Source organism: Vibrio sp. Vb0667, from assembly GCF_033391095.1.
Map to the genome: position 1 here is coordinate 34863 of NZ_JAWPOL010000017.1, position 12095 is coordinate 46957.

Below are 12095 nucleotides of genomic sequence, written 5' to 3' on the forward strand. Positions count from 1 at the left end.
AATTGCTTCCCCTTCTTGAAACTTGTTCATTTTGAGTTCAAGATATCGAAGCTAAATTGCAATGTAATGCTCCAGATCAGAGATTGATGAGGAATTGAATGACAAAAGAAGCGTATCCGATGGCTCTAGTCACGCAAGATAGCCTTGATAGCTATATTCGCTCAGTAAACAGCTACCCAATGCTGACTGCAGACGAAGAGCGTGAGCTGGCAGAACGATTACACTATAAAGGTGAGATTGAGGCTGCAAAAGGTCTAATTCTTTCGCACCTACGATTCGTTGTTCACGTTGCTCGTGGTTACTCTGGCTACGGTTTGCCAATGGCGGATCTTGTGCAAGAGGGTAACATCGGTCTAATGAAAGCCGTTAAGCGTTTTAACCCAGAAGTAGGGGTTCGCTTGGTTTCTTTTGCTGTCCACTGGATCAAAGCAGAGATCCACGAATACGTGCTACGTAACTGGCGTATCGTGAAAATTGCGACCACTAAAGCGCAACGTAAATTGTTCTTCAACCTGCGTAAGTCGAAAAAGCGCTTGGGTTGGTTTAACAACGGTGAAGTGGAAACCGTTGCGCGCGAGTTAGGTGTTGAGCCTTCTGAAGTTCGCGAGATGGAATCACGCTTAGCGGCGGTGGATTCAACCTTTGATATGCCAACTGATGAAGACGACAGTTCAAACGCTTACACAGCGCCGATGCTATACCTAGAAGACAAATCGTCTGATGTGGCCGACAACATTGAAGCCGCCAACTGGGAAATGCACACCAACAATCGCTTGGGTCATGCATTAGCGAGTTTGGATGAGCGTAGTCAGCGCATCGTGCGTTCTCGTTGGTTAGATGATGAGAAAGCAACATTGCAAGACTTAGCTGATGAGTTCGGTGTTTCTGCCGAGCGTATTCGCCAGCTAGAAAAAAATGCAATGAAGAAACTAAAATTGGCCGTGGGTGAATTTTAATTTCCACTGCTAATTGAAAGTAAGATTTTCATAGAAAGCCGAGATCATGTGATCTCGGCTTTTTTATTGTCGATCGAAAATCGATAGCGTTTGCGATCTGGATTTTATGTGCTACCTGTGTATAACTCTGTGAAGTAATTATTTATCAACTGTTCGAAACCCGGACAAAATAAGGGATTCAAGCACTTTTCCATCTGGGGATAGTTATAGATATACACACAGTTAGATCAGGATCATCACTACATATTGTGGATCAAAAGATCCAAATACACTTTATCAACGCAATTCACAGCTTTATCCACAAATGGTTGGAATGTGTACACTTTTGAAAACCCTGATTATCCATGTGTCTAAGTTTGCCGTTGGATAGGTTACAATAGCGGCAGTATACCCAAGCAGCTTCAAATATGGATTTTATGCTGTACCACGGGCGCTGATTAGTACGTTAGGTTCGAGGTTGCTTGGGTATATTAATAAGACAATGAGAAAGTAAATGGATCAGTTTAAGCATATCGATGTACAAGGTGCGCAAGCGCTGCTCGAGCAGGGTGATGCGAAGCTTGTAGATATCCGTGACCCTCAATCGTTTGCCGTTGCGCATGCGGAGTCCGCGTATCATTTAACTAACGATACGATCGTTGCGTTTATGGATGAAGTGGAGTTCGAACAACCTATTCTAGTGATGTGTTACCACGGTATTAGTAGCCAAGGTGCGGCGCAATATTTGGTTAACCAAGGCTTTGAACAGGTGTACAGTGTAGATGGTGGCTTTGAAGCCTGGCATCGAGCAGAACTACCGATAGTGAGAAATTAATGAAGAGATTGGTAACGTTAAATAATCCACGTATGGCGCAAGCCTTTATTGATTATATGGCCTCTCGCCAAATTGACATCGAAATGATGCCAGAAGGGGATGGGCAATTTGCGCTGTGGTTGACTGATAGCCAGCATGAAATAGAAGCGGAAGCCGAACTTAAGCTGTTCCTTGCTAACCCGTCTGATTCAAAATACAGCGCCGCCTCGTGGGACGTTGCCGATACTCGTAAGAGTACATTTCATTATTCCAGCCCGAGTATCATAAGCATGGTCAAAGCGAAAGCTGGCCCCATGACTTTGCTGATCATGACAGTCTGTATCATCATCTACTTGTTACAAATGTTTGGCTTTGGCAATGGCGTGTTTAAGTTGTTGCACTTCCCGGCTTTTGAGGGGCAACAATGGCAAGTGTGGCGATGGCTAAGTCATGCGTTACTGCACTTTTCAGTAACTCACATCGTGTTTAACTTACTATGGTGGTGGCAGTTGGGGGGCGACATCGAACGTCGTCTCGGTTCCGGTAAGCTATTGCAACTCTTTGTGGTGTCGGCAGCGCTTTCAGGGGCAGGCCAGTTCTATGTTGAAGGGGCTAACTTCGGCGGCTTGTCTGGCGTGGTCTATGCACTGCTTGGTTATTTGTGGATACTGGGTTACCGCTTGCCACATTTAGGCCTTACGTTACCCAAGCCAATTATCGTCTTTATGTTGGTATGGTTAGTTCTTGGTTTTGTGCAGCCATTTATGGCGATTGCAAACACCGCTCACTTAGTTGGGCTACTGTCGGGGATGGCGATTGCGCTGTTTGATTCAGGCAAGATGAAATACCAACAGCAAGCCTAAAGCAGATGAAATGAAAAGACCGCTCAAGAGCGGTCTTTTTTTATGTTCAAAACGGATTTGGGTTTATTGATAAAGGTATTTTGTAAACAACAAATCGGCAATGATGGTTTTACCTGTTTCAGGCAAAAGCGTTTCGTTGAGGGTCGTCACTAAGGTTTTGCGCAGATCTTCTCGGCCAGACAGGGACTTAATCGTATCTTCTGTTTGCTTACCCAATAATTCAATCACTGCATCGCGAATCAAAGGTTGGTGATGCTCAACAACTGATAAATCTTGTTGACTCATTACCATGATGTCGATGCGCACTTGCACATAACCTAACTTTTTGCCTTTGGTGTAAAAGTTAGTAGTGAGGTCAGGCTCTAGGGTAAAGTATGCCAACTTAGGTCCAGCTTCTTCCGTTTCAGCCCAACTTGGTGCGGCGAATAGTATGGTTAACGCAAAAATAATTTGGGCTATATAACGTTTGTACATATTTCTAACTTTTCTTTCTCTGGATCGCGATATTCGAATCGCTTCAGTCTTGATACAATGGGCCGTCTATAACAAATAACGGAACTTACGGTTACATACATTACTATGGACGGTAAGTTGTTGCTTTATTGTACGCATAAAGCCTCCAATTGAATACTAGTATGAATCAGCCAACATCACTCTATCTTGCTTCTTTATTGGAAGTAGAGTGGCAAAACCCCGAAGAATTCGAATTTCCAAATGAATTTGCCAAGCATTGGCTTGAAGAGCAAGGGTCTTTGTCACGTCGTTTAAAACAGCACTGCCAAGCGTTAACGGTAGAATTGCTACAAAATCAGATCGTCACTGCAGCGACATTAAAACAGGACGAAAGCCAGTTATTGTCCGAACAAGATTGCTTACTGAGAGAGGTAATTTTGTGCGGTGACAATAATAACTGGGTTATTGGGCGGACATTGATTCCTCGTTCAACCTTAGTTGATCAGCAGTATGATTTGGCTCAACAAGGGGATATCCCATTAGGACTAACTGTGTTTAGCGCAGATAACGTTGAGCGGGACTCTTTGCAAATGGGATGGGTAGCCGTACCAGAAGGACGTTTGTTAGCGCGACGCTCAAGGTTGTGGATGAATCACAAACCGATGCTAGTCGCCGAGTTATTCTTATCTAATTCACCAGTTTACGCTAAGGAGACAGTGTAAATGTCCGCAGAAAAAGCCAAAGCATATTGGCAACTGATGCGCATGGATCGCCCGATCGGTTCACTGTTACTGATGTGGCCAACTATTTGGGCGCTAATTATCTCAGCCCAAGGGATGCCGAGTTGGGATGTATTTATCGTGTTTGTATTGGGTGTATTCCTAATGCGTAGTGCGGGGTGCGTGATTAATGATTTTGCAGATCGCAAAGTCGACGGCCATGTAAAGCGTACTAAGCAACGTCCACTGCCATCAGGGAAAGTGACAGCAAAAGAAGCGATTGGATTATTTTTGGTTTTGGGTATCAGCTCGTTTTTGTTAGTGCTGACCATGAACCCGCTGACGATTCAGCTATCCTTCGCTGGTATTGTGTTGGCGTTCATCTATCCATTTATGAAGCGTTACACTCATATTCCACAGCTATTTTTAGGCTTGGCTTTTAGCTGGGCGATTCCAATGGCTTGGGCTGCACAAACTGGGGAATTACCATTGATTGTTTGGTTTTTGTTCCTCATTAACGCTTTGTGGACCATTGCGTACGACACTCAATATGCGATGGTAGACCGAGATGATGATCTAAAGATTGGCATTAAATCGACGGCAATTCTGTTTGGTCGTCATGACAAGCTTATTATTGGTGTGTTGCAACTGATTACACTCGCGATGCTGGTTTGGTTAGGGCAGTTCTACCAATTGGGACAAAGTTACTACTGGACCCTTTTGATTGCAGCGTCGTTGTTTGTTTATCAGCAGCACTTAATTCGTCACCGTGAGCGTGAGTTGTGCTTTAAGGCTTTCCTTAACAACAATTATGTTGGCATGGTGATAGCGATAGGGTTACTGGTCGCATTTTGGTAAGCGAAGAAATAGAAAAAGGCATCCGATTGGATGCCTTTTTTCTTATTGGACGAAGGTAAAACGGTTACGACCGAAGTTGGTGAATACTCTCTTCTATCGTCAGTTTCACTTCTGGATAAAGCAGAGTGAACAGTAGCCGTGCAAATTGCTGCGTTTTCTTCGTGTCACAGTTACCATCGTTATCGAGGTATTTTTGCTGTTTGAGCGTATTGAACATCGCGGTAAACACACCTTTATCGAAGAATTCTGGCGCATTAATACCGTGCAAACGCCCTAGGCGTTGAGCAATATCTTGGCTCTTCTGCTCTAGGTCCGATTTACCCAGCTCAGGGTAAGCAACAAGCAAGTTCATCGCGATAGAGTAGCGTTGCAGCGTTTCAGTTATCGTACGACCTAGCAGAACCAAAGGCTGGTTGTTCGATTGATTGATCTCTAGCTTATCACCATCAAGACTAATCATTTTCTGATCGGCAAATTCATGCAGTGTTTTAACGACCAATTCATCTAACTCGTCTTCTTGGTAACTTAAGAACAGCTCTTTCTTCAAGAATGGGTAGATTTGCGCGACATTCGCTTGAATCTTGGCTACCGAAAGGTTGCGCTGACGAATGAGCATTTGGGCAATTAATGACGGCAGAGCGAACAAGTGAATGATGTTGTTGCGATAGTAAGTCATCAGGATCGATTGGCTACGGTCCAGCGAAATGATGTCACCCATGCTATCGGTTTCAATCACGAACTTATCAAGCGAAATTGCATGATCGACCAACTCCTCAGAACTTTCGGTAGGGATAGTGGAGGTGCTTGAGTACGGATTATTTTTGAGTAGCTTTAAGTAACACTCGATCTGATTGATCAGCGAGTCACGAGAAAGTGCACGTTGACGAGAAGCAAGCAGTGCGGTTGCACACAAGGTCAACGCGTTTGCTGCCGCCGCATCGTTGATGTGCGTCATCATCTTATTAGCAAGGTCGTTGACCACAGGATTCATCCATTGTGGTTTGTTACCACCCATGCTGTCGATGTCTTTCGTCCACTCAGGAGCATGCTCGTTCAAGTATTGGTTGAGCTGAATTGGCTCACCGAAGTTCACATAGCCCAAACCAAAGTTACGCAGTTTACGCAGAGTACGCAGTACAAGCCCTGCGTTTTCTTTCTCTTTGCGTTTGCCACGCAGCTCTTTCGCGTAAGTGCCCACTTCCATTACGTGCTCGTAGCCGATGTAGACCGGCACTAGCGTTACTGGGCGGTTTAAACCACGTAGCATTGCTTGGATGGTCATAGCCAGCATACCCGTTTTCGCTTGCAGTAAGCGACCTGTACGTGAACGACCACCCTCACTGAAGTACTCGACTGAATAGCCTTTGGCAAACAGCTCTGCTAGATACTCACGGAAAATGGTTGAATATAGTTTGTTGCCTTTAAAACTACGACGAATAAAGAACGCCCCACCACGACGGAAAAGAGGACCGGCCGGGAAGAAGTTCAAGTTAATGCCTGCCGCAATGTGCGGAGGCACCATGCCTTCATGGTATAAAACATAAGACAACAGCAGGTAGTCCATGTGACTACGGTGACACGGAACGTACACAATTTCGTGGCCGTCTTGCGCTAAACGACGCACAGTCGAGGCGTTATTGATGTGCAAACCTTGGTATAGTTTTGTCCATAACCAACTCAGGATGCGGTCGCCGTTTTTCACCAGACTATAGGAGAAGTCGGCAGCAATTTCATCCATGATGTCGTGGGCTTCTTTACGTGCCTTATCAATCGAGATGTTTTTGCTCTTGGCTTCGTCAGCAATCGCCAGTTCAATAGCTGGAGATTTTAGTAAACGAGCAAACAACACTTGGCGTTGTGGCAAGTTTGGGCCTGAAGCAGCCAGTTTCTGGCGTGAGAAGTGGATACGCGCCACGCGAGCCAGTTTGTGCGCAATTGCGCTGTCGGTACCGTGAGAGTCTGCCATATAACGCAGAGATACCACGGGACTAAAGCGAACTAAGCAGTCGCGTCCCGCCGCCATTACTGCTTTGGCTTTTTGCGGACCATTCATCGGTTGAAGGTAAGGCTTTTGGTTCTCTTCTTTACCTGGCTTACGACCCCAAAGCACGGTTGCAGGGATCATTTGAACATCCAACTCACTATTCAGCTTGTGCAGTTCCAGTAAGTCAGTGAACAGAGAGACAGAATCGGTTGGGACATCATTATCGTTGTTCATCACAGTTGGACGCGCAGCGATAAAGACGAAACGGTTCAGCGTTTTGCCATTGATTTCCAGCGGGCTGAGCGGGTCGGGTAGACCAAGGCTCATGGCTTGTTTTTGCAGTGTCAGCAAATCCACGTTCGAGCGGAACGGCAGGGCATATACAATCGGTTTAGTTAGGTCGATGTTCAGATCTTCAATCGGGTTCGACGGGATTGCGGTGCCCTTTACCAGTACCGATAAAGGTAGTTTTAGTAATGAACGTGAAAATGATTGTCCAGAAGACATAAAGTTCACAGCCTCAATAGGTATTCAAACAGGCCTAACCTTATTTCAGTTTCCGCTTTGCATGTCTTCTCTATAAAAAGAGATGAGTACGGCAATAGAAATAAGCCTAGGCGATAAAATTTAAGCGCTGCAAGGATACCAGAAACTGGTCAAACCTTTTAATTTTATTGGCTGTAAATTAGTCGAACCCCTAAGTTATTGCTTTGACTTGATTAACTGAAAAGTCGGTGTTTTAAACGAATAAAGAATGAACTTAATCGGTAAGCTGAAAGCTCCCCACAAATAAATTAAAAAACAACCAATTGGGTTTTCATTTGAGCATTTACTGGATATACTCACAGTTAACTGTATAAAAAGACAGGTGAGACATGAAGCCGTTAACGCCACGCCAACAACAAGTCTTCGATTTGATCAAAAGTAAAATCGATGACACCGGAATGCCACCAACTCGTGCAGAGATTGCGCGTGAGCTTGGCTTCCGCTCTGCGAATGCCGCAGAGGAACACCTAAAAGCGCTTGCTCGTAAGCAAGCAATTGAAATTATTCCAGGCGCTTCTCGTGGGATTCGTATCCTGCTTGAAGACGCAGCCAATGATGAGCAGGGTTTGCCTTTGATTGGTCAAGTCGCAGCGGGTGAGCCAATTCTGGCTCAAGAGCACGTAGAGGCGCACTACCAAGTCGATCCTGCGATGTTCAAACCGCAAGCGGATTTCTTACTTCGTGTAAATGGCGAGAGTATGAAAGACATCGGGATTATGGATGGCGATTTGCTCGCGGTGCATAAAACCCAAGATGTGAGAGACGGTCAAGTTGTCGTTGCGCGTGTTGATGATGATGTGACTGTGAAGCGTTTGGAGCGCAAAGGTTCAACCATATTACTGCATGCTGAGAATGAAGAGTTTGCCCCAATCCAAGTGGACTTAACGTCTCAGCACCTTACGATAGAAGGCTTAGCCGTTGGTATTATTCGTAATACCGATTGGATGTAAGTGCATTTAAGCAGCCCAGTTCATCTGGGCTGTTTTGTCTTTTCTCTTCTTTTCTCTTTTTCTACCTCCTCCAAAAGCTTGCTTATCATCTTGACCTTGTTTGTTTTGACCAATTTATAAGCTTGATAATGTAATTGATATTCATTATCATCTTTATTAATGTCTATGTTTTCTCTCTGGCGCAGGAAATGCCCATGTCTCAGTCTAAACATCAAGTTCCTAACCATTTATTAAAGCCACTGTTATTGCGTAGCCGTGAAAGCATGGTCGACAATGGCTTGGTGTACGATCCGATAGCTGCTAAAGCGTGTTTGAGCTGTAAGATGGCGCCGGACTGTTTGAGTGGTGATATTGCGCAGAAGCAATTGCTGCACGTGACGCTGACTCAGCTTTGTGACCAGCAGGTTAGTCACTTCTTACAGCAGTATCCCGATGCTTGGATAATCAATGTTGGAGCGGGGTTGGATACCCGCTTTTATCGTTTGGATAATGGACGCTGCCATTGGATAGAGCTGGATGTGACGGAAAATTTGGTATGGCGTCAGCGTTTGTTCCACAAAAATGAACGTTATGAACATCGCTGTGGCAGTGTGGATGAAATGTCGTGGCTAGAGACGTTAGCCATTCCAGAGCAAGCACCGGTACTCATTTTATGTGAAATGGCACTGCTCGATTGCACAGAGCGTCAAGTCGCGAAATTTATTCAAACCTTGGGTCGACATTTTGTTTCTGCTGAACTGTGTATGGTGCTGGCAGGAGATTTAACGGAAACCAAGTGGGGACAAAAGCTTGGCTCTGATCGTTATGCTCATGGCTTTGAAGCACCTGCAGCACAGATATTGCAATGGTTACCATGGGCACAATGGGTGAAAGCTTTCTCGCCATTCGATAGATTCTGTTCTCGTTGGAAAGCTTGGCAGCGTTGGCTTAATAAGATTCCAATGTTGAAGCATCGCCTCACGCCAGTCCTCGTTCACATCAAGTGGTAATTGGCTAGTCGTTAAGCGCTCAGGTACACTCGTCGATCTTACTGATGAGGTGCCTGTGACAAATTCAATCTTCTCTCCTTTATCTAACCCAAAAGTTCATCGCCAAGTTTTAGCTTTAGCGATACCTATGGTGCTGTCGAATATTACTGTTCCATTGCTCGGTTTGGTCGATGCTGCGGTGATTGGTCATCTAGACCACGCTTGGTATTTGGGTGGTGTTGCGTTGGGCAGCACCATGATCAGCGTGACGTTTTGGCTGCTTGGTTTTTTGCGTATGTCGACTACTGGGTTGGCGGCGCAGTCCTATGGCGGTGAAGACCGAAAGCAACTTGCCTTGGTGTTTATGCAAGGCTCACTTATGGCGCTGCTGTTTGCGTTAGTCTTCCTTATTGCCCATAACCCGATTGCTGATTTGATCTTTGGCTGGAGTGACGCCAGCGCAGAGGTAAAACACTACGGCATGCAATATTTCTCTATCCGTGTGTGGAGTGCCCCCGCTGCGCTAATGAACTTTGTGTTGTTGGGGTGGCTGCTCGGGACGCAAAATTCCAAAGCACCAATGTGGATGGTGATCATCACCAACGTGACGAATATTGCCCTCGATTTGTTGTTTGTGATTGGTTTGGGGTGGAAAGTAGAAGGCGCTGCGCTTGCATCCGTGATTGCTGACTACTCAGGCATGGGTTTTGGTCTCATGTGTGTCTGGAAAACCTGGCGAGAGAGACAATTACCATCACCTCAAAAGTTGCTAGCCAGCACTCAACACGGTTTAGGGCGCTTCGTGAAATTGAATCGCGATATTTTCTTGCGCTCTTTGTGTCTGCAAGCGGCTTTTAGCTTTATGACGTTCCAAGGTGCGAGCTTTGGTGATGAGGTTGTCGCTGCAAATGCGGTTCTGATGAGCTTCCTGATGATTATCTCGTATGGCATGGATGGCTTTGCTTACGCAATGGAGGCCATGGTCGGGAAGGCGATTGGTGCCAAAGATAGGCAACAATTGAGTGCATCGCTTGTCGGCACTTTCTTTTGGAGTTTGGTTATTTGCTTAGGACTGACCGCGCTCTTTGGTTTGGCGGGATCGCAGTTGATCGCCATGATCACTTCAATTGAGACGGTACAACAGCAAGCAGCGGTGTATCTACCTTGGCTGGTGGTGATGCCACTTGTGTCGATGTGGTGCTTTCTATTGGATGGCATTTTTGTCGGTGCAACCAAAGGCAAAGACATGCGCAATAGTATGTTTGTCGCGACCAGCAGTTTCTTCGTTGTCTTTTACTTGTTCGCCGAGTGGGAAAATCACGCGCTGTGGTTTGCAATGACGAGCTTTATGTTGATGCGGGGTATTGGTTTAGGGGTTATCTTTCTCTACCAATGGCACAAGGATACCTTCCTAGCACAATGTTGATATAAAAACAGCAGGTCCAAGCCTGCTGTTTTTCTTTCTGCTATCAAGAAGCATAGATTAGAACAAGCGGTTCAAACCATTCAACGCAGCGACACGATACGCTTCGGCCATTGTTGGATAGTTGAAGGTGGTATTGACGAAATACTCGATGTTATTCGCTGAGCCTTTTTGCTCCATAATGGCTTGACCGATGTGGATAATTTCCGCGGCACGTTCGCCAAAACAGTGAATCCCTAAAATTTCTTTGGTTTCACGATGGAACAATATCTTCAAGCTACCGATGTCTTTTCCTGCGATCTGTGCACGAGCTAGATGCTTGAACGAAGAGCGTCCTACTTCATACGGTACTTTCGCAGCTGTTAGCTCTTGCTCGGTTTTACCCACAGAGCTAATCTCTGGGATGGTGTAGATACCCGTTGGAATATCATCAATCAGATAGTTTTCTGCCTGACCTTTCGTAATGGCTTGTGCGACAAATCGCCCTTGGTCATAAGCGGCGCTTGCAAGGCTAGGGTAACCGATGACATCGCCTACAGCGTAAATGTGTTCGATATCGGTTTGGTAGTTACGGTTTACTTTTAGTTGTCCGCGAGAGTCCGCTTCCAGACCCACTGCACCCAAATTCAACTTATCGGTGTTACCTGTTCGACCATTCGCATACAACAAGCAGTCTGCCTTCATCTTCTTGCCAGATTGTAGGTGAATAATCACGCCATCTTCTGTGCCTTCGATTTTTTCATAGGTCTCATCATTACGAATTACCACACCGCTGTTCCAGAAGTGGTAAGACAGCGCATCTGACACTTCGTTATCCAAAAACTCCAACAAGCGGTCTCGGGTATTGATAAGGTCGGTTTTCACTCCAAGGCCGCGGAAGATAGAAGCGTATTCACAACCTATAACGCCCGCACCGTAAATGATGATATGGCGAGGGTCGTGTTTCAGGCTCAAAATGGAATCACTGTCGTAGATGCGCTCATGCAAGAAATCTACGTCGTTAGGCTGATACGGACGAGAACCCGTCGCGATGACAAACTTATCCGCTGAATAGATTTCTTCTGTGCCGTCGCTTTGCATTACTGCAATTGAGTAGTTATCGATAAATCGCGCGGTTCCGAACAAAAGTGTGCATGAGTTACGGTCATAAAAGCCCTGACGAAGTCGAGTTTGCTTATCAATGACCGATTTAGCATGACCTAAAATGTCAGAAAATGTTGCATGAACGCTGGTGTTGTTTCGACAAAATAGCGGGTTGCTATTAAATTCGATGATGCGGCTAACGGCATGACGCAGTGCTTTTGATGGAATAGTACCCCAGTGAGTACAACCGCCGCCGACACTGCTTTCTTTCTCGACAATGGCAACATTCAGTCCCGCTTTGGTTAATCCCATTGCAGCCCCTTCTCCGCCAGGGCCACTACCGATTACGATCACGTCATAGTGATTAACATGCGCCATGATGCCTTCCTTGTTATATTTGCTTAACATTGCTTTAGCGCGATTTTAACTCATTTACTCTATTGGTACACGTCATGCCTGTTAGAGAGTGGAAGTGATCACGCAGAATCGACCAAAAGGA

At 45.6% G+C, this 12095-nt stretch carries 11 protein-coding genes; 8 read left to right on the top strand and 3 right to left on the bottom strand.

Annotated elements, in window-relative coordinates; all coding sequences use genetic code 11:
• Positions 1 to 98 precede the first annotated feature (98 nt).
• The 3 genes from rpoH (at position 99) to glpG (ending at position 2612) form a co-directional block, all read left to right on the top strand.
• Complete coding sequence (gene rpoH / locus R8269_RS15600; protein ID WP_005378693.1) at positions 99 to 956, top strand: RNA polymerase sigma factor RpoH; 858 nt, start codon at positions 99 to 101, stop codon at positions 954 to 956.
• A gap of 493 nt (positions 957 to 1449) precedes the next feature.
• Positions 1450 to 1770 carry a thiosulfate sulfurtransferase GlpE gene (glpE, locus tag R8269_RS15605; RefSeq protein WP_213907451.1) on the top strand — a complete coding sequence of 107 codons (321 nt, stop codon included), beginning with the start codon at positions 1450 to 1452 and terminating at the stop codon, positions 1768 to 1770.
• Entirely contained in the window at positions 1770 to 2612 is an 843-nt protein-coding gene (gene glpG / locus R8269_RS15610) for a rhomboid family intramembrane serine protease GlpG (protein WP_031781355.1), read from the top strand. The genes glpE and glpG overlap by 1 nt, the downstream gene beginning before the upstream one ends.
• Positions 2613 to 2675: 63 nt before the next feature.
• Here glpG and R8269_RS15615 read toward each other — a convergent pair whose 3' ends face one another.
• A complete protein-coding gene (locus tag R8269_RS15615) occupies positions 2676 to 3086 on the bottom strand; it encodes a flagellar basal body-associated protein FliL (protein WP_005378687.1) in 411 nt (136 codons plus the stop codon).
• A 161-nt stretch (positions 3087 to 3247) separates the two neighbouring features.
• On the opposite strand from R8269_RS15615, the gene R8269_RS15620 reads away from it, so the two are divergent.
• Together R8269_RS15620 and ubiA are read left to right on the top strand one after the other, a co-directional pair.
• A complete protein-coding gene (locus R8269_RS15620) occupies positions 3248 to 3787 on the top strand; it encodes a chorismate lyase (RefSeq protein ID WP_005378686.1) in 540 nt (179 codons plus the stop codon).
• Entirely contained in the window at positions 3788 to 4642 is an 855-nt protein-coding gene (gene ubiA / locus R8269_RS15625) for a 4-hydroxybenzoate octaprenyltransferase (protein WP_005378684.1), read from the top strand.
• 64 nt (positions 4643 to 4706) lie between these two features.
• Here the strand turns inward: ubiA and plsB are convergent, their stop codons facing one another.
• Complete coding sequence (gene plsB, locus R8269_RS15630; RefSeq protein WP_213907449.1) at positions 4707 to 7133, bottom strand: glycerol-3-phosphate 1-O-acyltransferase PlsB; 2427 nt, start codon at positions 7131 to 7133, stop codon at positions 4707 to 4709.
• Positions 7134 to 7501: 368 nt separating this feature from the next.
• Here plsB and lexA point away from each other — a divergent pair, with 368 nt between their 5' ends.
• The 3 genes from lexA to dinF all read left to right on the top strand — a co-directional run bounded on the left by lexA (position 7502) and on the right by dinF (position 10516).
• Entirely contained in the window at positions 7502 to 8122 is a 621-nt protein-coding gene (lexA, locus tag R8269_RS15635; RefSeq protein WP_005378682.1) for a transcriptional repressor LexA, read from the top strand.
• A 194-nt stretch (positions 8123 to 8316) separates the two neighbouring features.
• Positions 8317 to 9111 carry a class I SAM-dependent methyltransferase gene (locus R8269_RS15640; protein WP_005378679.1) on the top strand — a complete coding sequence of 265 codons (795 nt, stop codon included), beginning with the start codon at positions 8317 to 8319 and terminating at the stop codon, positions 9109 to 9111.
• Between the two features lie 55 nt (positions 9112 to 9166).
• Positions 9167 to 10516 (top strand): MATE family efflux transporter DinF, encoded by a 1350-nt coding sequence (dinF, locus tag R8269_RS15645; RefSeq protein ID WP_005378678.1) that lies wholly within the window; start codon positions 9167 to 9169, stop codon positions 10514 to 10516.
• Between the two features lie 57 nt (positions 10517 to 10573).
• Here the strand turns inward: dinF and sthA are convergent, their stop codons facing one another.
• Complete coding sequence (gene sthA, locus R8269_RS15650; protein ID WP_186584596.1) at positions 10574 to 12004, bottom strand: Si-specific NAD(P)(+) transhydrogenase; 1431 nt, start codon at positions 12002 to 12004, stop codon at positions 10574 to 10576.
• Between the last annotated feature and the right edge of the window lie 91 nt (positions 12005 to 12095).